This is a genomic window from Methylomonas sp. Uni0009 (assembly GCF_054188105.3).
Genome location: NZ_JBTAFN010000001.1, coordinates 2,494,025 through 2,515,840 on the forward strand (window position 1 = coordinate 2,494,025; position 21,816 = coordinate 2,515,840).

22 protein-coding genes are annotated in these 21,816 nt (G+C 53.7%); 2 read left to right on the top strand and 20 right to left on the bottom strand.

Annotated features, from left to right (window positions below; translation table 11 throughout):
- Window positions 1–10 precede the first annotated feature (10 nt).
- The 10 genes from ACWAU0_RS11845 to hslV form a co-directional block, all read right to left on the bottom strand.
- Window positions 11–1,597, bottom strand: a complete 1,587-nt coding sequence (locus ACWAU0_RS11845) for an ExeA family protein (protein WP_458136777.1) — start codon at window positions 1,595–1,597, stop codon at window positions 11–13.
- Window positions 1,598–2,084: 487 nt separating this feature from the next.
- Complete coding sequence (locus tag ACWAU0_RS11850) at window positions 2,085–2,552, bottom strand: SAM-dependent methyltransferase (RefSeq protein ID WP_523070792.1); 468 nt, start codon at window positions 2,550–2,552, stop codon at window positions 2,085–2,087.
- Window positions 2,553–3,451: 899 nt separating this feature from the next.
- The gene (locus ACWAU0_RS11855; protein WP_033158386.1) at window positions 3,452–4,201 is read right to left on the bottom strand and encodes a hypothetical protein; all 750 of its coding nucleotides are present in this window, start codon (window positions 4,199–4,201) and stop codon (window positions 3,452–3,454) included.
- A gap of 164 nt (window positions 4,202–4,365) precedes the next feature.
- Entirely contained in the window at window positions 4,366–5,934 is a 1,569-nt protein-coding gene (gene ubiB / locus ACWAU0_RS11860; RefSeq protein ID WP_458136779.1) for a ubiquinone biosynthesis regulatory protein kinase UbiB, read from the bottom strand.
- A 14-nt stretch (window positions 5,935–5,948) separates the two neighbouring features.
- Entirely contained in the window at window positions 5,949–6,584 is a 636-nt protein-coding gene (locus ACWAU0_RS11865; protein WP_458136780.1) for a ubiquinone biosynthesis accessory factor UbiJ, read from the bottom strand.
- Window positions 6,568–7,176, bottom strand: a complete 609-nt coding sequence (locus ACWAU0_RS11870) for a Uma2 family endonuclease (RefSeq protein ID WP_458136781.1) — start codon at window positions 7,174–7,176, stop codon at window positions 6,568–6,570. Before ACWAU0_RS11870 ends, ACWAU0_RS11865 begins: the two co-directional genes overlap by 17 nt.
- 37 nt (window positions 7,177–7,213) lie before the next feature.
- Window positions 7,214–7,963: a bifunctional demethylmenaquinone methyltransferase/2-methoxy-6-polyprenyl-1,4-benzoquinol methylase UbiE gene (gene ubiE / locus ACWAU0_RS11875; protein ID WP_033158390.1), complete on the bottom strand. Its 750-nt coding sequence runs from the start codon at window positions 7,961–7,963 to the stop codon at window positions 7,214–7,216.
- An 8-nt stretch (window positions 7,964–7,971) separates the two neighbouring features.
- Window positions 7,972–8,361, bottom strand: coding sequence for a gamma-butyrobetaine hydroxylase family protein (locus ACWAU0_RS11880; protein WP_458136782.1), 390 nt, complete (start codon window positions 8,359–8,361; stop codon window positions 7,972–7,974).
- Window positions 8,362–8,363: 2 nt separating this feature from the next.
- The gene (gene hslU / locus ACWAU0_RS11885; protein ID WP_458136783.1) at window positions 8,364–9,683 is read right to left on the bottom strand and encodes an ATP-dependent protease ATPase subunit HslU; all 1,320 of its coding nucleotides are present in this window, start codon (window positions 9,681–9,683) and stop codon (window positions 8,364–8,366) included.
- Window positions 9,684–9,687: 4 nt separating this feature from the next.
- The gene (gene hslV, locus ACWAU0_RS11890; RefSeq protein WP_020483114.1) at window positions 9,688–10,248 is read right to left on the bottom strand and encodes an ATP-dependent protease subunit HslV; all 561 of its coding nucleotides are present in this window, start codon (window positions 10,246–10,248) and stop codon (window positions 9,688–9,690) included.
- A 211-nt stretch (window positions 10,249–10,459) separates the two neighbouring features.
- On the opposite strand from hslV, the gene ACWAU0_RS11895 reads away from it, so the two are divergent.
- Window positions 10,460–10,906, top strand: a complete 447-nt coding sequence (locus tag ACWAU0_RS11895; RefSeq protein WP_458136784.1) for a hypothetical protein — start codon at window positions 10,460–10,462, stop codon at window positions 10,904–10,906.
- Here the strand turns inward: ACWAU0_RS11895 and ACWAU0_RS11900 are convergent.
- Genes ACWAU0_RS11900 through ACWAU0_RS11915 form a run of 4 tightly spaced genes read right to left on the bottom strand, consistent with a single transcriptional unit; the run spans window position 10,900 to window position 13,601 of the window.
- Entirely contained in the window at window positions 10,900–11,364 is a 465-nt protein-coding gene (locus ACWAU0_RS11900) for a nucleoside deaminase (protein WP_205451218.1), read from the bottom strand. The genes ACWAU0_RS11895 and ACWAU0_RS11900 overlap by 7 nt on opposite strands.
- On the bottom strand, window positions 11,364–12,428 hold the full coding sequence (gene metA / locus ACWAU0_RS11905; protein WP_458136785.1) for a homoserine O-succinyltransferase MetA: 1,065 nt from the start codon (window positions 12,426–12,428) through the stop codon (window positions 11,364–11,366). Before metA ends, ACWAU0_RS11900 begins: the two co-directional genes overlap by 1 nt.
- A 13-nt stretch (window positions 12,429–12,441) precedes the next feature.
- Complete coding sequence (locus ACWAU0_RS11910; RefSeq protein WP_033158395.1) at window positions 12,442–13,290, bottom strand: ATPase; 849 nt, start codon at window positions 13,288–13,290, stop codon at window positions 12,442–12,444.
- Between the two features lie 8 nt (window positions 13,291–13,298).
- Window positions 13,299–13,601, bottom strand: coding sequence for a DUF6763 family protein (locus tag ACWAU0_RS11915; protein WP_033158396.1), 303 nt, complete (start codon window positions 13,599–13,601; stop codon window positions 13,299–13,301).
- Between the two features lie 129 nt (window positions 13,602–13,730).
- Here ACWAU0_RS11915 and ACWAU0_RS11920 point away from each other — a divergent pair, with 129 nt between their 5' ends.
- Window positions 13,731–13,937: a SlyX family protein gene (locus tag ACWAU0_RS11920; protein WP_033158397.1), complete on the top strand. Its 207-nt coding sequence runs from the start codon at window positions 13,731–13,733 to the stop codon at window positions 13,935–13,937.
- A gap of 8 nt (window positions 13,938–13,945) precedes the next feature.
- Here ACWAU0_RS11920 and ACWAU0_RS11925 read toward each other — a convergent pair whose 3' ends face one another.
- From ACWAU0_RS11925 to ACWAU0_RS11950, 6 genes are all read right to left on the bottom strand, one after another.
- Window positions 13,946–15,223, bottom strand: coding sequence for a D-alanyl-D-alanine carboxypeptidase family protein (locus ACWAU0_RS11925; RefSeq protein WP_458136786.1), 1,278 nt, complete (start codon window positions 15,221–15,223; stop codon window positions 13,946–13,948).
- A gap of 99 nt (window positions 15,224–15,322) precedes the next feature.
- Entirely contained in the window at window positions 15,323–16,225 is a 903-nt protein-coding gene (locus ACWAU0_RS11930; RefSeq protein ID WP_458136787.1) for a cation diffusion facilitator family transporter, read from the bottom strand.
- A gap of 171 nt (window positions 16,226–16,396) precedes the next feature.
- On the bottom strand, window positions 16,397–17,593 hold the full coding sequence (locus ACWAU0_RS11935) for a PepSY-associated TM helix domain-containing protein (RefSeq protein WP_458136788.1): 1,197 nt from the start codon (window positions 17,591–17,593) through the stop codon (window positions 16,397–16,399).
- 12 nt (window positions 17,594–17,605) lie between these two features.
- Entirely contained in the window at window positions 17,606–19,951 is a 2,346-nt protein-coding gene (locus ACWAU0_RS11940) for a TonB-dependent receptor (protein WP_458136789.1), read from the bottom strand.
- 126 nt (window positions 19,952–20,077) lie between these two features.
- Window positions 20,078–21,034: a FecR family protein gene (locus ACWAU0_RS11945; RefSeq protein WP_458136790.1), complete on the bottom strand. Its 957-nt coding sequence runs from the start codon at window positions 21,032–21,034 to the stop codon at window positions 20,078–20,080.
- Between the two features lie 12 nt (window positions 21,035–21,046).
- The gene (locus ACWAU0_RS11950; RefSeq protein WP_033158403.1) at window positions 21,047–21,562 is read right to left on the bottom strand and encodes an RNA polymerase sigma factor; all 516 of its coding nucleotides are present in this window, start codon (window positions 21,560–21,562) and stop codon (window positions 21,047–21,049) included.
- Window positions 21,563–21,816 lie beyond the last annotated feature (254 nt).

Sequence of the window (21,816 nt, forward strand, 5' to 3'; positions counted from 1 at the left end):
ATCAACAAGCCTAACGAGTGGTGATTGCCAAATGAGGCGCAGTAGAGGCGCCGCTTTGGTTATCCAGATGGATCAGGGTGCGGGCGCCGGCTATGCCGTCGGGCGTCAGATGTTGCCGGCGTTGGAAACTAGACAACTCGGCTTTCAGCGTTTCATCGAAAATTCGGGAAGCCATGTCGCCGGCAGGTTTGCCGGTGATTTTACTTAACCGTTCGCGCAGCCAGAGCACTGCTGCGGATTGCTGCGTGGGAGCGATTTCCGTGACCCCTGGATGCGGCGGCCGCCACAGCAACAAATAATTGCCGTCCCAGAGGGTTAAAAGCTCTGCTAGCGGGATGTTGATGGTGTCCTTCAAACGGATAATCGCCGAATCATGGTCAACGCCGGTCAACAATACATAGCGTTTGCCGCCACTCGGGTCGGAAAAAGCCAGAATCACCGGCCGGTTTAAGCTCAGGAGTTCTTGCCAATTTGCTTTGCTGAATAAGCAATTCAAACCCAGAGCGGCCACCGCGGTGCAATCCGCTGCGCGGCCTGCGGGGGCGGATAGATGCCAAGTCTTTAGCGACTCGGTCACGGCTTCGGCAAAGCTGAGGCCGGCCTGATCCAGCTGATCGGCAAAACTGACCGGCTTGGCGGCGGGGATGGGCGGCGCCGGCAGCACGGTCGGTTGGGTAACAACCGGTTTGGCCGGTTCAACAACGGGCATCGGCGGCGACCAAAACTGCGATCCCGCCCAAGCGCCGACTGCCAAAATCGCGGCGGTTGCGCCATACCAGCGGCGTTTGGCTGTTACCGACCCTAACACTTCCTGTGCAGCTCGGCGAATAATCGCCGGGTTGATTTCCCGCGCATTAGTGGCGTAAGCGCCCAACAAGGCCCGGTCACACAGAATGTTGATCAGGCGCGGCACGCCTTGCGAATAGTGGTAAATCTTGCGGATGGCCGCAGGATTGAACAGGCGATGTTTGCCTTTGCAGACCCGCAAGCGATGCCGGATATATGCACGGGTCTCGTCCAGCGACAACGGCAGCAAATGATAGCGGGCGGTGATACGTTGATTGAGCTGGCGCAAGTCTTGGCGGGCCAGCAACGCATTCAGTTCCGGCTGCCCAACCAAGATGATCTGTAACAGCTTGGCTTTGCTGGTTTCCAGATTGGTCAGCAGGCGAATTTGCTCCAATACGTCCAAGCTGAGGTTCTGCGCTTCGTCGATCAACAATACCGTGCGCCGGCCTTGCGCATAAGCGGCCAGCAGGTATTGATTGATGGCGTCGATCAGCTGTTTGGCCGCGAAACCGGCATGGCTGATGCCCAATTCGTCGCAGATTGTCGCCAGTAATTCCTGTGCCGTTAATTTAGGGTTCAAAATCAAGGCAATATCCACATTTTCGGGCAATTGCTGCAGCAAGCAATGGCACAACGTAGTCTTGCCGGTGCCCACTTCGCCCGTCAAAGCGACGAAGCCACCGCCCTGATTAATGCCGTACAGCAAATGCGCCAAACCTTCCTGATGCCGCTCGCTCATGAACATGAAATGCGGGTCAGGCGAGATCGAGAAAGGCAATTCGCTGAAATTGAAGTATTGCTGATACAAGGTGCTGGGGCTTTAAGGAAATGGTTGGACGATGCTAATTCAAACTGGGGGAAATTGCACTTAAAAGTCTGTATCGAGGCGAGCGGGGGGCTTTAGGTGTCGCTAACGCGACGGTTGTTTTAATGTCGGGTCTCGGCCCGACAGCCGAGTAACTTTTCTTTGTTTGGCCAAAGAAAAGTCACCAAAAGAAAAGCCACCCGGATGCCGCTTGTTTCCTGCGCTCCAGAGCTTTTGGCGGGGGTTGGCGAAAGGGGCTTCCTGCCCCTTCGCCAACGTGCGGCATCCCTGCCGCACCCCTTCGGGCTATTCCCACCAAAAGCCCCGGTGCTCGGCGCGGCATACGGGGAAACCCCGTCGCGAGCTTAAAGGGCTTTGACGTTTCTTTTGGATTTTGCTCGTAGGGCGAAATAATCAACACGCCTTGCGCCGCGTGTCGATTCATCCGGCGTATTCCGCTAACGCCTATGCGCCATAAGGCCTTGGAGGACTACTTGTGCAGCCAATAGTCACGCATTAGTTCATGTGACCAGACTGGTTGATGAACTTTCTGGCGTGGCAGGAACTCAGCCATGACGGGTTTGATGTCGAGCACTGGCGTGCCATTGATGGCATCCAATTCAGCGACGAAAAGCTTCGCTCCTTCCACACGAATCACACGGCAGATCGTGCTGCCGATGCGGTTTGGCCGATTCTTACCACGTTGCGCGAAGATGCCTACGGCTGGCCACGCGCTATTGTTCCGAGGGTGGCGCGCGCCCTTGACAATTTTTGATGGCTCGACTTCATGGAAAAGAAACAGTACTTCGACATGGGAAAAATCAGAAATCCCTTGCAATGCCTCAAAAGTAAATTCCGACGTCAGCGCAATACACGCTTCCTCTCCTCCCCAAAAATCATCTTCCGCATGAGGCCGAACGGCTTCGACAAATCCGATTGCTGTGACTTGTGAGTGCATTGAAACATTTTCCATTTTGATGCCCAACAAAGAATTAGATAGTTAACTGCACATCTAGCACGAATCCGATCTGGCTGCAATAAGCCTATGTTTTATAGAATGTATTTCCTTATGACTGTCTTCCAAGCCATCGAAAATGGCTAGCCGGGTTTCTCCTCGCGGTGAAAAATCAGTGGCGTAGCTGCGAATAGCGAAGCGTATTCGGAGGAACGAGGGGTATGCGAAACATCGTTTGGACCATTTGCGAGATAGCACACGCCCAGAGTGATTAAGGGATTGCCAACATGTGTTCGAACAGCTCGTAGGGCGCAATAACCAACGGGCATTGCGCCGTGTGTCGATTCATTCGGCGCATTACGCTAAAGCTAATGCGCCCTACGGTCTCTCGAAAGCCCACCGATAACCGGGATGGTTTTCTCCCCGTATGCCGCGCCGAGCACCGGAGCTTTTGAACGGTTCAGCCCGTTAGGGGCGCCGCAGGGATGCGGCGCGTTGCCGAAGGGGCAGGAAGCCCCTTTCGGCAACCCCGTTCAAAAGCGAGGAGCGCAGGACAAATCGGCAGGATAGCCGATTTGCATGCATTGCACCCGAAGGGCGAGGCACAGGGATGTGCCGAGTGAGCTAAGCGGCATCCGGGTGTCTTTTCTTTTGGATACTTTTCTTTGGACAAGCAAAGAAAGGTATCTCGGCTGTCGGGCCGAGACCCGACATTAAAATCAGCCGTCGCGTTAGCGACACCAAACACGAAAGCCTATTAAACGGGTGGGCATAAAAACCAACGGCTATTGCGCCATGTGATGTTCATTCGGCGCATTGCGCTGTCGCTAATGCGCCCTAAGGGCTGCGCGCCTTTACCTCTTAGCGTCCAGCGACCGAATGGAGGGAGGTTGATCGCTATGTTATAGGCTTGGTGACTTTGCATGAAGCCGAATTATGTGGCGCATAAAAGATGATGAAATTTCAAACACGAACTCGATTTCTTCCTCCACCACAGCGTCATCGTGTTTGATGTATGTGTTTTGGTATTTCGCGTAGTAGTCGATCAGCTTCGAGAACATATTCGAGAATTCTTTCGAACCTCCGGCCTCATTGACGAAACTACCGACATTGCCGAGCTGATTTTCGAGAGACTTATCGTTTTTAAAAACACATTTCAGCAATAGTTCCAAACTGAGTCGGAGATCATCAAGCAAGTTTCTGCTAAAGATTCCGTGTTTGTATTTTTGAATTGCCTGCAAGTACAACTCTAGTGCATTAGGGAAGCTGTCGAGCCAGTGGCGCGTTTCTTCGGTGAGTGTCTCGTTAAGCTTAGAAAATTCGTCTTTTGGTGCGAGGTGCGCGAATTGGGAGACTAGCTTTACCTTTAGTGATTTCAGCTCGTCGTATTGCTTGTTGGAGAAGATTCGGTGATCACACAACTCTCTAATAATTTTGAACTGAAGAGGGGGAGGGAAACACTTCAGATTTTCTAGCAGCGCCGTTCGCTTGTTTGGGGCCTCAAACGGATACGCCGCATGAGGAATATTGATGTTGTACTCGACAGCGTAAGCGTTAAAGGATTTCACAACTTCGTTTCCACTCAAGCCTCGGCTGGTATCGGCCAAGATATCAGCAGCGAAGCTCAGAAAAGGGAGAGGGATATGCGACACGAGATGTTTAGCCTCTAACAAGTAATTTGATGGTTAACTGTATATCTACCACATATCATATATTCTCCCGATAAATATATGTTTATTAATGCATATTTCCTTTTGTCTATCGTCCCTGTCTTGCAAATTACCCATCAGATGCTTCCGCAGGGATAAGCGGCAACTTACCCCCCCAACAACGGCGACTGCAACACTATCGCCGCCGCAATCAACACCGCCGCACTGAGAATAGCCCGCAACGTGCGGGTATTATTGCGTTTAAGTTGTTTGCGTAGCTCCAGCATGTCTTTTTGCTGCTGCTGAAGTTGCTGCTGCATGTGCGCGGCGCTTTGCAGGGCTTGGAATACCAGGCCGGGGACTTCCGGGATTTGCTCGGTGATTTCCGGGAATTTGGCAAACAGCTCCTTGATCTTTTTACCTGGACCGACGCGCTCCTTGAACCAGTTTTCCAGGAACGGTTTGGCGGTTTGCCATAAGTCCAGATCGGGATAAAGCTGGCGGCCCAGGCCTTCGATGTTCAGCAGGGTTTTCTGCAGTAAGACCAGTTGCGGCTGTACGACCATGTCGAAGCGGCGGGCGGTTTGGAACAGTCTTAGCAGTAACAAGCCGAAGGAAATGTCTTTCAGCGGTTTTTCAAAAATCGGTTCGCAGACGCTACGGATTGCCGCTTCGAATTCTTCGATTCGTGTCGTCGCCGGCACCCAGCCGGATTCGATGTGCATTTGCGCCACTTTCCGGTAGTCGTGGTTGAAGAAGGCCAGGAAATTTTCGGCCAGATAACGCTGATCGGAGCTGGACAGGCTACCGACGATGCCAAAATCCACCGCCAAGTATTTGTCCGGCAATTGCACGAAAATATTGCCCGGATGCATGTCAGCGTGGAAGAAATTATCCCGAAAGACTTGGGTGAAAAAGATTTCCACGCCACGCTCGGCCAGTTTTTTGAAATCGGCATTGCCTTTGCGCAGGGCGTCGATGTCGCCGACCGGAATGCCGTAGATGCGTTCCATCACCAAGACTTTGCGGCGGGTCAGCGGCCAGTGAATTTCCGGAATGTAGAGCATCTCGGAGTTCTTGAAATTGGCGCGGATGGCACTGGCGTTGGAGGCTTCCCGCACCAGATCCAGTTCATCGAGAATGGTTTTTTCGAACTCGGCAACGATTTCCATCGCCCGCAGGCGGCGGGCATCGCTCCAGAAGCGCTCCGCCAGTCGCGCCAGTTCGTAGAGCAAGCCGACGTCGGAATGAATTTTGTCTTCGATGTCCGGCCGCAAGACTTTAACGATGACTTTTTCGCCGGTGTGCAGCGTGGCGGTGTGTACTTGTGCGACCGAGGCCGAGGCCAGTGGTTGCGGATCGAACTCTGCGAAGGCCTCTTCTATCGATTGCCCCAGTTGTTGTTCGATGATTTTGCGGGCCGTGTCAGCGGAAAACGGCGGCACCTTATCTTGCAGTTTGACCAGTTCTTCGGCGATGTCTTCCGGCAGTAAATCCTTGCGGGTGGACAGGGTTTGGCCGAATTTGACGTAAATCGGCCCCAGGTCTTCCAGGGTTTTACGGATGCGGGCGCCGCGCGGTTCGCGGGAGTTGCTGGTCCAATAATTTGGCGATAAAAACGCGATATAACGGATGGGGCGAAATAAATGGGTTTTTAAAACAATTTCATCCAAGCCATGGAACATCATCACCCAGTTGATATGGATGAGGCGCATCAGAATTTTCGGGCGAATCACGGGGCAGGTCCTTGTTATTGAGGCGCGGATGTTGAGTGGAGCGAGTTTTCCAGGCGGTCGAGGCGGGCATCGAGGCGGTCGCAGTCGCTGCGGCAGGTGTCGATGTCGCGGAAAAATAACTCGGCTTCCGATTTGGCCGGCAGCTCGCGAGTTTCTTCTTGCAGGAATTCTTCCAGGTTCAAGCGAAAGGTGGTCAAGGTGTGCTGGGTCCAGTCGCGGCTGTCGCGGAACAACTGGCCCAAGCGTTGGGCAAAGGCGTCGCCGGTATAACGGGCGATTTTGCTTTCCAGGTTGATGTCCAGTTTTTCGAAGAGGCGTTGCAAGCGGCGGGCGACTTGGGTATCGCCGTCGATGCGGACTTCGCCTTTAAACAACGAGCGCATGGGTGTGGCGCTAAGGCCCATCAAGCCCAACGCCGACAACGAGCCGCTGAGTGTGGCGTCCACGCTGCCCGGATAGCTCTCCAGAATTTGTATGCTTTGCGCGGTAGGGCAAAGATACAGGCTGCTGTCGAAAGACGTCACATGCAGGGCGATGACTTTGCCGGTCATGGGCGTTAGATACTGTTCGATGTGATCGTCCAGCGCTAAATAACGATTCAGTGCGGTTTCCAGCGCGGAGATTAATAAGGACTTAACGCTGCTCGACATCACTCGCCTGTGCTTGCTGTTGTTGCAGAAACTCTTGCATGTCTTCGTTATTGACTCGTTGGTATAAATCGCTGACTGTCACGGTTAAGTCTATTGATTCCAGGGTGAGGCTGTCGCCGAGGAAGTAATGCGCGGACGACCAATTCGCCGAGCGTTTGAATACTTCCACTTCGACATGGTCTTGTTCGATCAACACGTACTCCTGCAAACTGGGCAAGGCTTTGTATGCATTGAGCTTGACGGTCTTGTCGATGCGGCGCGTGGCTTTGGAGAGTACTTCAACGATAATGGTCGGTTTTTCGGTGTAGTACTCGTCGCCGTTTTCATCGGCGCAAACCACCATCACATCGGGGTAAAAAAAATTCGCCGCAGCTTTGATTTTTAAATCGGATGAAAAGGTGGCGCAGGGACTGTTTTGCAGATGATTGGTTAGCCTCTGGACCGTGTTACTAATGATCAGGTTGTGGTTACGGCTGGCGCCCGCCATTGCGTAAACTTCGCCGTCGATCAATTCATGCTTGATGTCGCTGATCATCTCGCCGGCCAAGTATTCGGCTTCACTGATGTAATGCTGAGCTGGTTTTAGTGCCATTGGCAATTCTCCGCTTTCACGACCGGCGAACGGGAGCTTAAAATTTATAGCCCCGGTGTACGGCAACGATACCTTGCGTCATGTTGAAATACTCGCAACGCTCCAGGCCGGCGTTTTCCATCATTTGCTTGAGTTCGTCCTGCTTGGGATGCATGCGGATCGATTCGGCCAGATAACGGTAGCTGTCTTCGTCCTTCGCCACCACGGCGCCGATTTTTGGCAGTAGTTTGAAGGAGTAAAAGTCGTAGACTTTTTCGGTGATCGGGTCGATAGGGTGGGAAAATTCCAGGACGATGACGCGGCCACCGGGTTTTAACACGCGGTACATGGAGCGTAAGGCGGCGTCCTTGTCGGTGACGTTGCGCAAGCCAAAGCCGATGGTCACGCAATCAAAAGTGTTGTCGGCAAAAGGCAGGCATTCGGCGTTGACTTGGGCGTAGCGGATATTGCCGCTCAAACCATGGTCGATCAGCCGGTCGCGGCCGGTGCGCAGCATGGCGGCGTTGATGTCCGCCAGTATCACCTGGCCGGATTTGCCGACGCGCTTTTCGTAGAGTTTGGTCAAATCGCCGGTGCCGCCCGCCAGGTCCAGCACGCTGTCGCCTTCACGAACATTCGCCAGTTGCACGGCCACTCGTTTCCAGATGCGGTGGATACCCATCGACATGAGATCGTTCATGACGTCGTACTGGCTGGCGACCGAGTCGAACACGCCGCGCACCAGCGCCACTTTTTCCTGTTTAGGAACCTGTTTGAAACCAAAATGGGTGGTATTGTCGTTTGTCATGATGTCGTTTAATTATGGATGGGCGAGCGGCGGCTGAGGCCGGCGGCTTTCAGGGTTTCAAGATACTGTGACCAAAGCAACGGGAACTCCGAACCCAATTTATACAGCAAATCCCAGCTGTAAATGCCAGTGTCGTGGCCGTCGCTGAACACCAGTTTGATGGCGTAATTGCCCACCGGCTGGATGTCGGTAATCGTCACGTCTTCCTTGCCGATTTGCAGGGTTTCCTGGCCGGGGCCATGGCCAACCGCTTCCGCCGACTGGGTGAACACCCGCAGGTATTCGCTGGGCAGCTCGTAAATGCTCTCGTCGTCGAAATGAATTTCCAGGATCGCCGAAACCTTGTGCAGCTTGATTTCGGTCGGCACACGCTGAGCGGGGGTGATTTTGACGCGCATAATTACAAAATGTAGCGGCTAAGGTCTTCATCATCGGCCAGTTCCATCAGGTGCGAGTCCACGTAAGCGGCATCGATGGTAATGGATTTTTCGGCCAGGTCCGGCGCATTGAAGGAAATTTCCTCCAGCAGTTTTTCCAGAATCGTATGTAATCTGCGCGCGCCAATGTTTTCGGTTTTTTCGTTGACTTGCCAGCCCAGTTCAGCAATGCGCTGAATGCCGTCGGCGGTAAATTGTACGTCTACGCCTTCGGTTTTCAAGAGTGCCTGATATTGCTCGGTCAGCGAGGCGTCGGGCTCGGTCAAAATCCGCACGAAATCGTCCGCGCTCAAGGCGTTCAGCTCGACCCTGATTGGAAAGCGGCCTTGCAATTCCGGAATCAAGTCCGACGGCTTGGTCAAATGAAACGCGCCGGAGGCGATAAACAGAATATGATCGGTCTTGATCATGCCGTATTTGGTGGTGACGGTGCTGCCTTCCACTAACGGCAATAAATCGCGCTGCACGCCTTCGCGGGACACTTCGCCGCCGCCCATTTCCGCGCGTTTGCAGATCTTGTCGATTTCGTCGAGAAACACGATGCCATGTTGCTCAACCGCTTCCAGCGCGGCTTGCTTGATTTCTTCTTCGTTGACCAGTTTGCCGGCTTCTTCTTCCTGCAACTGTTTCAAGGCATCTTTAATTTTTAATTTGCGGGTTTTGGTGCGGCCACTGCCCAGATTTTGGAACATGCCTTGCAACTGGCTGGTCATTTCTTCCATGCCCGGCGGCGCCATGATTTCCACACCCATTGCCGGCGCGGCAACGTCTACTTGAATTTCCTTATCGTTCAAATCGCCTTCGCGCAGTTTTTTGCGCATTTTCTGCCGGGTGGATTCCTCGGATTCCGAGAGCATGCCGCCTTCGGCGCGCGGCAATAGAATATCCAGCACTTTTTCTTCGGCGGCATCGGCGGCGCGGTTTTGCACACGTTCCATCGCCGAAATGCGGGTGGTTTTCACGGCGCTATCGATCAAGTCCCGAATAATCGATTCCACGTCGCGGCCGACATAACCCACTTCGGTAAATTTGGTGGCTTCAATTTTGATGAAAGGCGCGTTGGCCAAGCGAGCCAGACGGCGGGCGATTTCGGTTTTACCGACGCCGGTGGGGCCTATCATTAGAATATTTTTCGGGGTGATTTCATCGCGCAGCTCGGCGGTAACCTGGCTGCGGCGCCAGCGGTTACGCAGGGCTATTGCGACGGAGCGTTTGGCGGCGGCTTGGCCGACGATGTGTTTGTCCAGTTCGCTGACGATTTCTCTCGGGGTCATTTGACTCATGGTTTTACTCTTGTGCCGGTTGGGGTTCGGCGTCTAATTCTTCGATGCGCAGATTGTGGTTGGTGTAAATGCAAATATCGGCGGCAATGCCTAGCGATTTCTCGACGATTTCGCGGGCGCTGAGTTCGGTATTTTCCAGTAAGGCGCGCGCAGCGCTTTGCGCAAACGCGCCGCCGGAGCCGATGGCGATAAAGTCGTATTCCGGTTCGATGACGTCGCCGGTGCCGGAAATCACCAGCGAGGTTTTACTGTCGGCAATGATCAATAACGCTTCCAGCTTGCGCAGGGCGCGGTCGGTGCGCCAGTCTTTGGCCATTTCCACGGCGGCACGGGTCAGATTGCCGCGATGTTTTTCCAGCTTGCCTTCGAAATGTTCGAATAAGGTAAACGCATCGGCCGTCGCGCCGGCGAAACCGGCAATTACTTTGTCGTGGTACAGGCGTCTGACTTTACGGGCATTGCCCTTCATCACGGTGTTGCCCAGGGTGACTTGGCCATCGCCGCCGATCACGACTTTATCGCCGCGTCTGACGGAAAGAATGGTGGTGCCTCTGAAGTTCGTCATGTCTGTGAATGAGAAAGGGAAAGGCGGCGATTTTACATGTTCTCGACGGCGATGGGGTAGAAGTTTAAAACCGCAAGTCGGGTGGGTAAAAGGCGCAAAGATTGAACAAAGCAAGAAAACTGATTAAAGTTCAAAGTGCTGGTATTTTAAAGGATGCGCCGCATTGACCGGCGTTTCCAACATTACAATAACAACAAGAGGGTAGCTAGTCATGAAATTGTCAAATCGCTGGAGAGGTGCGTGCTTGCTGGGTGCTATGGTGTTTTCAACGGCGGCCCTGGCTTTATCGCCGGAAGAAGAAGAGCGCTTGAAAGAGTGTAAAAGGCCCAAATTCCGGGATTTTGTGCCTGAACAAAAAGCCGAGGTCGATGCGGGTACGGAAATCTCTTTTCATATCTCCCACAATGCCGATCCATTGACCGTGACCGCCGAAGCGCGTGGCGAAAAAATGAAAGTCAATGTAGTGGATAAAAAGAACTTTTACTTTGTGACCGCGAAATTGCCGCCATTGACGCCGGGATTTGCCCGTGTGCATGTCACCGCTAAATCCGCAGAAAGCAAATTGGAGAGCGGCTGTTTGGGTCAGGATGGCTGGTTGATTAAAATTAAAGGTGAGGCAACCGCTAAACCGGCGGAACAGCCGGCGGCGGCTCAGTAGCGAATTTTATCTGTTTTGATCCGCCACATTTGGAAGGGGCGATTGGCCGAGTCGAGCGAGAGTTGCTGCATGACGATCCGGCGTTGCAGGGCGGGTTTGTCGATTTCGGTGTAAATAAAACCGTCGTCGAACCCGGCTTTAGCGGCGTCGAAACGGTCGCAAGCAAAGTAAACGGCTTGCAGTCTTGCCCAATAGATGGCGCCCAAGCACATCGGGCAAGGCTCGCAACTCGTGTAGAGCGTGCAACCGCTTAATTGAAAATCGCCTAGTTTTTGACAAGCCAGCCGAATGGCGACGATTTCGGCGTGAGCGGTCGGGTCCAGATCCGGCGTCACCCGATTCCCGCTGGCGGCAATAATTTCGCCGTCTCTAACGACAATCGCGCCGAACGGCCCGCCACCTTGGTCGATGTTATCGCAGGCTAGTGCGATGGCTTGGTTTAGAAAGCCTTCGTGCATTACAAATCCAGCGGATTATCAGGATTAATACCGTCCATGAACGGCAATCGGCGGTCTTCGTTGGTGATCTGATAAACCTTCCCCAGCCAGTTATTAAACACGGCTTTAGCGGAATCCCGCCAGGTGATGTCCAAGTGCTCGATGATTTGTTGCTCTGGCATGGCTTGCAGTGGGCAGTTACCAAGCTTGGCTTCTTTCACGTGTTCTGTGTACTCGGCCAGTAGCTGTTGCACTTCGTTATCGAAATAATGCTCGGGGTAGGGTGGGTAGTCGTCGCGCTCGCCGTTGTAATAACGCAGTACTTCGCGCTTGTATTCTTTGAGCAGGCTAATATCGTCGTACTCCGGATGACCCTGGAAGAAGACGACGCGAAATCCGTCCGGACTAACGGCCAGATGCACACCGGCGGATTCGCTGGCCACCAGGACTTTCAGTCCGTGTGTTTCCATGTCGCGCTGAAACACTTCGTTAAAACGCGAATGCGGCACATCGAAGCGGGTGTTGATTTCCGCCACCAGGGGATGTTGCCTATCGACCACTTTATGGGAAAACACGCCCCAACGCTTGGCCGGCAGGCGCGTGCGCTCCACACCGTAACAATGCTGAATAAAGGCATGGGTGGCCAGGCACGAACACAGTACCGAGGTGACGTTTTGCGTGGCCCATTCGAACACTTCGGTTAACGGCCGCCAAAAATCTTCCTCCTGCAAATGGTCGTGGGTGACATTGGCACCGCTGATAATCAAGGCATCCAGGCCGTCTTGCTTGATTTGCTCGAAGGATTCGTAATATTGCTGAATATGCGCCAGGGCTTGCGGACTTCTTTCCAGGCCCTCAATCGTAAACGGATGCACATGAAACTGGGCGATTTGATTGCAGGCGCCGACCAAGCGGAAAAACTGGCGCTCCGTGGCTTCCAGTGCCGCGTCCGGCATGATATTCAACAAACCGATGTGCAGTTCTCGAATCGATTGGTGACTGGCGCGATCCGGGCTGAGAATTTCTTCGCCTTCTCCGAGCAGGCGCTGAAAAGTGGGTAAAGCGGTATGGGCAACTAGCGGCATTACAAGAACGGTCTCAAGATTGTTGCCGGGCAATCGCCTCGGCAATCAGACGGATAAAGTCGTCTTCATTATTAACTTTGGCGGTTTCGTCGGCACTGATGGTGTAGCCGTACTGGGCGGCAATCGCTTCGTAGCGCGGTACCCTGGCTTTGAACAACTCCGGAAATACCCAGCTGACGAATTCGTCCGGTGGAATCTGATCGGTAGAACTGTAACCGCGCTCACTCATGAATTGGTCCAGTTTTTCATCGACGAATTCAGGGCGGTAGTACAGGGGTTTGGGATCTTTTTTGGCGCGGTCGATGATGGTCTGTTCCAAAGCCGGCGGAATTTTGATGTAGACGATCAATGTGTGTTTGGCCAGATTTTCCAGGACTTCCGGACAATCCAGTTCGCAAACGCTACCACCGGCGTCGTTGATGAAATGTTTGTAGCCGTAGATGTCTTCGGCCTTATGGATAAAGTCCGGCACGTCGTTCATCGCCGCGATTTCGGCTTGATGATGCAGCGCCTGGCGGCGTTTGAATTCGGCTTGCGACAAGCCTCCCTTGGCCGGATCGCCGATTTTGCCGAGAAAGCTGGACACCGGTGCCAGGTTTTCCACGGTGATATTGCTGCAGATGTAGATCGAGTCGGATTTCAGCAAATCGCGCAAAAACGGTACGCCCATGGCTTGCTGCTTGATGTTGTCCAGAATCGGCTCTTCCAGGTATTTGGTACCGATGCGGTAGTCGCCGGAATAATGAAACCATTTATCCCTGGGTAACTTGGCGGAGAGGGTGGTTTTGCCGGCGCCGGACATGGCCAGCAGGGTGATACTCTTGGATTCCCAGTCCAGAAATTGTTGCGGGGTCATTCTCATAAATTATCTCAATCCAACAAATCGCTAATGTCCAAATCTTCCGCATCCGGGCGGGCGTGTCTATCGGGGTCTGTGTAGCCCAGGTCGTCGGCTTCCAACTCGTCGAACGGCGCGCTCCAGTCTTCCGGGTCTTCAATGTAATCGATAGTGGAGCCGTACCAGGATTCGTTGTCGTATTCGCCCAGATCGCCGTTGGCGAACTGAACTTCCACCGATTCGTCGTTACCTTCAATCGCTACCACCTTGAAGGTAAGATTACTTTCCAGGTCTTTATACCAGCGGCCAATGACCGGATCTGTAATAGTTGCCATAGTTGCATCCTCGCTATGTTGATGACTTATCAATGATAGCGAGTTTATAGAAGCTGTGCGAGTGCATGCGGCAAAACTGTCGGGATTTTCGATTAGAATGGCAAATTTACACAGTCAGCGGCGGGAGCCATGAGCGAAGAAAGATTCATCGAATTGGAGATCAAACAAGCGTATCAGGAAGATTTGATTCAGGCGTTGAACCAAGTGGTGGCGGACCAGCAAAAGCAAATCGGCAAACTGGAAGAAACCTGTAAGTTGCTGCACGACAAGATCAAAAGCCTGGCGCTGGATGAGCGACAAGCGGGGGCGGTCGATGAGCGTCCGCCCCATTACTGACTTATAAATTACGACTTGCGATGGCTGACGCGGCGAAGCTGCTTCGTTGGGTTGGATGCTGTTGTCAAGCTGGTTCGAGGTTGCGGCGAGGCGCTGCAATCCATATGTTTGGCGCGCAAGCGCCGACAAAAATCCTGACTGTCGTCTTGCTGTAAGCCGGTCCATTGCGCCCGCCAAGATGTGGCGTTTTTGACTTTGGTTTTGACGATGCCGGCCCGCCCGGTTTTAGCTAACGGGCCGAGAGCATTACGCGCACGCTGCAGATTCACATCGGCGTCGATTTTTCTGGGGAAACTTCCCATGCTGACGGTCCAAACATTGCCGCGGCTTTGCGGTTTGGCTTGCGCCAATTGCGTGAGCTTTTCGCGGCGGCTGTTGTATGGCGCATTAATGCGAATCGGCTCATAACGGCTACTGCCGGAGTCGGCACCCATTTGTTCCGCACTGCCGGCACAACGGTTGGACGACAATTGAAACGGTGGCGGCAGGGCGCTGTAATCCTTCAATTGCGAAATATGCTCGCCGAACAGGCCTTTTTCGCTATTGGCAAAGCCCATGTCCAATAAATTACCCATTTGTTCGAAGCGTTCGCCACTACTGTGCGCGCCCAGTAACACGCCTATCAAGCGGTGGCCGTTGCGTTTGGCCGAGGCGATCAGGTTGTAGCCGGAGCCGCAGGTAAAACCGGTTTTCAGGCCGTCGGCATCCGGATAGCTTTTCAGGATGCGGTTGGTATTGGGCATTACCCGGCCTTTGTAGTTAAATTCCGTCGCCGAAAAATAATGATAGTGTTGCGGAAAATCGCGAATCAAAGCAGCAGATAACAAGGCCAGGTCGCGGGCGCTGCTGATTTGCCCGTCGTCCGGCAAGCCGCTGGCGTTTTCGAACGAGCTGTTGTACATGCCCAGCGTGCGCGCTTGCTGGGTCATCATCGCCGCAAAATTGCTTTCCGTACCGCCCAGCTTTTCCGCCAGCACGACCGCCGCGTCGTTGGCGGACCGGGTGGTGACCGCCATGATGGCTTGTTCCACCGTCAAACTTTGGCCGGTGCGCAAACCTAGTTTGGAAGGCGGTTGCGAGGCGGCGTGTTTTGATGCGAACACGGTGTCGGTCAGTCGCAGGCGACCATTTTCCAATGCCGACAGCGTTAAGTAGATAGTCATGACTTTGGTCAATGACGCGGGATACCAGCGTTGCGTGGACTCGGTTTCGTGAACCACGCGGCCGGTGTCGGCGTCGATCACAATCGCCGCATATCTGGCGGACGCAGGAGCGCTTTGCAGCATTAGGCAAGCTAGAGAAAGTAACGCTAAACGGGTTTTGGGTAGGGTGCTCAAGTTATTACTTTGCTCCAGATATGTGGCCTAAACATTTGACTATATTATTTAATCAGAATTATCGATTTCGAAAAAGACCCAATTAATGCGGGGATGGTCGGTTTTGATCTGTTTTTCCATTCCGTTAATTAATTCAACAGCTTCCCCCACGCTTAAATCCGCCGGCAATTCGGCTTTAATGGCCAGCATCACTTGGCTGCCGTGGCTAATAGCCCAAATATTCAGTACGCGGTTGACGCAGCCTTGCTTTTCCAGATAGCCGCGAACGGCATCGCGAATCCCCGCATCGGCCTCACCGAGCAGCAAAGAATGCACTTCCCGGCCAACTAAAACCGCTACGACGACCAATAAGGCACCAATCAACATCGAGCCCACTGCGTCGTACATTGAATTACCGGTAAGCATAGTCAAGCCCAGCATCGCCGCGGCTATCACCAGACCAAGCAGCGCCGCCAAGTCCTCGCCGATCACCACCATCAATTCGCTGGATTGCGTTTCTTTAAACCATTGCCACATGCCTCGTTCGCCGCGTTCGCTTGCCATGGCCCCCAAGGCCGCGCGCAACGAAAAACCTTCCAAAACCACGGCGATAGCCAGTATCGCCAAAGCCATACCGGCGTTTTCCACGGTGTGCGCTTCGTGAAAACGCAACCAACCTTCGTGGATCGAGAACAAGCCGCCAACCGAGAATAGCGTAATCGCTACCATCATCGACCAGATATATGCTTCCCGGCCATAGCCCATCGGGTGGTGTTGGGTTGCCGCCCGCGCGGAGCGTTTCATGCCGATAAACAGCAAGACCTGATTGCCGCAATCGGCAAAGGAATGAATGGCTTCCGCCAGCAGCGAGCCGGAACCGGTCCAGATTGCAGCGCCGGTTTTGATCAAAGCGATACCCAGATTAGCGGCGAACGCATAAATGATGGCTGAGGCGGAATTACTGTGAGACATGAGCTATGGGCCAAAAAAATTAAGAATTAGGCGGCGATTGTTTGCAGCAGACAGCACCGAAACAAATCAAGTAATTATGCAGATTTTAGATGAGTCGAGCGGATTTTCTGCAAATACTTAGGCGTTGACAGACAAGTTGAGCGATTGGCTGTCAACTAGGCAATAACGAGCTTATCGATTCTGTAAGGCGGGCGGTAGGGGCGAGTTTTTTGCCGATTGCTGGTGCCGAGGACGCAGTTGCCGGCCGCGGCGTTTTTGCAGCCAGCGTATGACGCCGGTGATGAACAGCAGCGGGCAGAGCAAGCCGGCAACCAACACCAGCAATTGCCCGGTCAAGCCAAACGCCTCTCCGGTATGTAGCGGATGCAGCCAGTTGATGATTGTGTCGGAGCCGCCAAATTCGTCCGGATTGCTGACCGCCAACACCTGGCCGGAATATTGATCGACCCAGACATTGGTTTTGGGAAAGCGCTGACTGGGCTCGCCAGCCTGGCGTAAATTGATGCGATAGCTGCCGTTGGCGTCGTGCGGTGTCTCTATCCAACACAGGCGCGCCTGCGGAAACCGGGCTTGGCCGACCGCGACGGCTTGATCCAGGCTGATGCGCGCTGGGTTGTTTTCGCTGATGGCGGATTTTGGCGCGGGCGATGCCTGCAAAGGCGAGAAATAACCCAGTATCGGGTTAACGTATTGCGGAATCTCCAAGGCTACCCCGGTTATCGCCAATACCAGCATCACTATCAGGCTGTAGACGCCCGCCAGTTTATGTAAATCGTAATTTAGGCGTTCGCGGCTGGCATGGCGCTTTAGGCTCAAAGCGCTCTTTAATTTGTGTAGTGGAGGCCACCACAGATAGACGCCGCTGATCAAGGACATCAGCAACAAGCCGCCGACGATGGCCATCAAAATTTTGCCGGGATTATCCAGTAGCAGCTTGTAATGCAAATCGTAAAGCCAGGTCATCGCAAATTCGCCCCAGAAACGATTGGCGAGGACCGTACCGGTATAAGGATCGACCGACAGCATCAGCGGCGCAAAGCCGTGATGCTCGGTTTCTTGCGGTTTATAGTAGCGGGCGGTGATGGCGCGCCGCGGATCGTCGGGAATTTCCAGCCGCCAGCCGCGTTGCCGCGTAGGCTCCGCGCGACGTAGGGCTTGAAAAATATCCTCGTAGCTTTGCCGCTGGGCGCTGGATTCGGAAATGATCAACTGTGGATTCAGCCACTCGTCCAGATCGATATAAAACACCAAAAGGCTGCCGGTCAGGCCGACCAGGGCGATGATCAAGCCCAACGACAGCCCGAGGTATAAATGTACGGCCAGCCAGAATTGGCGTCTAGCCTGTTTCTTGTTGGCCGTCGATTTCATGGCGATACGAGCTTAGTAGTCGAACTTGACGTTGACGGCGCCGTAGAAGGCAATGCCGTCGCCGGGCGAGAAGAACGGTTGGGCGGTGGCACCGAATGATTCGGAATACCAAACATATTCCCGGCGAACGTCGGTCAGGTTTTTAGCTTGAAATTGCAATTCCACTTCCTTGGTCACCTGGTAGCCTAAATCCAGGTTGAGTAGGGCGTATTCGCCGTATTGGCCGCGTTGGTTGGCTTGATCGACAAAGTAGTCGCCTTGGCCGCTGGTCCACAGCGAAGAGCGCAGTTGCGGCAGGATTTGGTAGTCGATACCGGCCGAAAACAAATAATTCGGGGTATTGACGACCTGATTGCCGGCGACGTATTCCATCGTGCCAGCCGAAACCGCCGGTGGATTGGTGACTTTAGCTTCCTGCAACGAGTAGGCGGCCCAAACCCCGACTTTATCGGTTGGATAAACCTTGACTTCAATGTCCACGCCCTGACGCAGTGTGGGGCCTATTTGGCTCGACTCCACGCTGGCCAGATCGCGGCTAATTTCGTTGCTGGCATTTTGCGACCAGTAGGCGACCCGGCCCTCGGCCCACTCGACCGGTTTCAGCTTGACACCCACTTCCCAGCCATCGTTCAACGACGGGCCGATATTCGCTTGGTTACGGCCGATGAAGGTGGCTTGGCCCAGGCCGACCTGGAAGGTGCGGCCCCAGTTGCCGTAAAGGCTGTAGCCCTCTATCGGCGTAATCACCGCGCCTATTTTGGGTTGCGAAATCGTGCCGTAGTCGTTAAGGGGGTAGGAGCCGAACGCTGAGCCGGGGCGATAGCTGAAGAAGCTGCCGTCGACGATGTCGGCGCGGTAACCTGGCGTCAGTTTCAACCATTTGAAAGGCTTGATGATCGCCTGGATGTAGCCGCCGTAGTTCAAGAAATCCCACTTTTCGTCGTTACGCAAACCGCTGCTACGGCGAACCCTGCTATCGGTTAGATAACGCAGATATTTGTTTTCCTGTTGTTGGAAGTCGAAGCCGGTTTCCAGCGAAAAGTCGTCCAACCAACTAACCACCGGATGGTAGGTCAGCGAGGTCATCGCGCCGTACTGAATTTCGTCGCGGTCGCGTTCTTGCTGTGCTGCGCCAGGGCCATAGGTGACATAACGCTGGTCGTCGAACAATGTGCCGTAGACCTTGGACGACCAGAATAAGGTCGGGCTGAGGTTGACGTCCAAGTGGGTGCTGACCTGGCCAACCGTGCGTTTGCCGCCGTCAGTGGCGTTTCGGGTGAAGGTTTGGGTTTGATTGAGTAACTGTTCCTGGTAAGTCATATAGCCGGGTTCTTGGGCGCCGGCTTCGCTCCAGCGGGCGATCAAACCTATTTTGTATTTTTGGTTGTCCGGCGTATAGAACCATTTGCCGGAAAAGCTGTTTTTGTCGGTGTCGCTATGGTCGCGGTAGCCGTCGCTGGCGCGGTAGGAAATTTGATAGTTCTGCGAGAAACCGTCTTTTTCATAGCCCAGACCGGATTGGATGTCGTGGGTATTGAAACTGCCAAAACTGGCCCGGGCCTTAGCGTAGTTGCCGCCGGTGGTGGTGTTCATGCTGATGTTGCCGGCGAAGGAGTGCAGGCCGTAGCGGGCATCGTTGGTGCCGCGCACCACTTCGATGGACTCGATGTCCAGCGGAAACAGCGAGTCGATAAAATAGGTGTCGCCGCTGTTGGTGTTGCTCGGTACGCCGTCGATCAGCAATTTCACCGCGTTGACCCGGCCTTCGCCATTGAAACCGCGAAACGACATTTTGCCGGTGGTGATGCCTTGGCCGAATTGGGTCACTTGAACGCCGGGCATGCGGTGGAACAAATCGTAGGCCGTTAATACGTTTTGGTCGGCGATCTTATCGGCGTACATGATGTCCACTGACGTGGCAATGTCCTTGCTGGTTAATTTCATGCTCTCGGTTTGATCACTCACTGTGACCGCACCCAGCTCGAAAGTCGAATCGTCCTTAACGGCTTGTGGTTTTGGCGCGGGGACTTTTTTAACCGCAATGACGCCTTCGCCTACTTGCTCGTACTGTAAGCCATTCTGACTTAACACTTTTTCTAGCGCCTGTTGTACAGTGTATTTGCCCTTCAGCGGCTGGGCTTGCAAGCCTTGCACCATCGAGTCGGCATAGATCAATTTGGTATTGGTGGACTTTGCCAAGTTCTCCAGCGTCGCTGCCAGCGGCTGAGCGGGAAGGTCTATGCTTGCGCTGGTGCTGCCTGCCGCGCTTGCGTCGATTGAAGCGGCTAGGGCCAACGCCAGCAGGGGCGCCTGTCGGCGCGGTTTTTTCGCGGGTGTGGTGTTAAGTTTGCAATCCATGATCGTCTCCTGTTAGTCGTGGGTGGCAATATTTTTTGACTCGCCATACCCCATTAACGAAGCAGACAGGTCAAACTGGACAGGTTTGGGGAATATTTTTTTAACCCAAACACGAACACCTGTTTGTTAGCGGCTGTAAAGCACGACGGTTTGTTTTTGGCGCTGCACGCGGATAGGCAGGATTTTTTCCAGGGCCTGCAGAAACGGCTTGAGATCGGCGCTATTGAAACTGCCGCTCAGGGTTTGCTTGGCCAAGGCAGGATCGGCAAACGCAAAACGCACGGCGTGATAACGCTCCAATTCCGCGACGACTTCCGTCAGCGGCGTGTGGTCGAACAACAGTTGGCCGTTGATCCACGCCGCCACTTGCTTGGTATTGGTTTTTTCGGGTTTTTGCCAGTGGCCGCCGGCGTCTATTTTGCGGCTGAAGCCGGCGGGTAAATTTTCGCCAAACCAGCTGCGGCCGGCATGTAGGGCAACTTCGCCTTCCAAGACCGATACGGCGGTGCCGTGATTATCATGTCGCACGTTAAACACGGTGCCGATGTCTTTAATTTGTAGATTGCCGGTATGAACGGTAAACGGGTGCCAGGCCTGATGGGCGACGTTGAACATGGCTTCGCCTTGCTGCAACTCAATCTCGCGGCGCCACCAGGACAGACGTACGCGCAGTTGTGTATCGGTATTCAATTGCAGTTGGGAACCGTCGGCCAGTTGCACGGTTTGCCGTTCGCCTATGCCTGTTTGGTAAACTCTGCTAGGTGCCTTGAGGTCCAGCCATGCGCCGGTCAACACGGTAGCAAGCAGCAGGCTAACGGTTAACATTTTGCCGTTTCGCCAGACGCGGGGCCTTGCGGAGCGCGCGGTATTCAAGCCGGCGACCTCAGCGGTTTTTAGCTCGTCCAGATTGCCCCAAAGGCTGGCGATGTCGTCGTAAGCGGTCTGATGCGCTGGATTTTGCAGAAGCCATTGCGCGAATGCTTGACGCCGCTGCTCATCACAGTATTCAGACTGTAACTCCACGAACCACGTCGCAGCTTGCTGAAGAATTTTTTGCGATTGCGAAAGCTTGGGCGCCGTCATCGATTGGCCGGTTTAGTGCTGCGTGCCGATTAGCATGTGATGGCAGTGCAACATGGCCTTGACCAACTGGCGTTGCACGGTTTTCTCGGAAATACCCAGTTTTCCGGCGATTTGGGCATAAGTGAGTTCGTCGATCTTGCGCAGCAGCAAAATATGCCGGCATTGCCGCGGCAGGCTGGCGATAGCCTGCAACAGGCGTTCGCATTGTTGGCTAAGAATGGCAAAGTCTTCCGGTTGCATAAGCGGGCAAGTCAGCTCGTCGTTCAATTCTTGGGTTTTTGCACCGCTGCGCTGATGGTGGCGAATAAAGTCTATCGACAGGCGTTCGGCGGTACGAAACAGATAACCGGGCAGATTGTCGGTGTGTGTCAGACTGTCCTTGCCCAGCAAACGCAAATAAGTTTCCTGACTCAGATCTTGTGCGGCATCGGGGCACTTTACCTTGCGCAGCAAAAAATCGACGATGGCTTCTTTATGAGTCAGAAATAATTCGGCTATCTGATCGTGCTTTATGGCGATGACGGACAAGCGGTAAGCTCCGGATTTTTGTGAACGAAAGACGGAAACTGCCGCAAGCTGTGTGCCAATAAACGCATAAAGCCGTCCAATTCCAATAGTGCTCGGCTGTAAGGTTGTTGAGGGGGGTTGTAGGTGGAGGCTTACGTTTAAAACTATGTCATTTAACGCAATTACCTGTGGCATATGACCTGATTTTTCTGTGCAAATCAGTTGCAATGGAAGTCATTCTTCGGCAGGAATCGAGGGAAAGTTGTCCTTTAAAC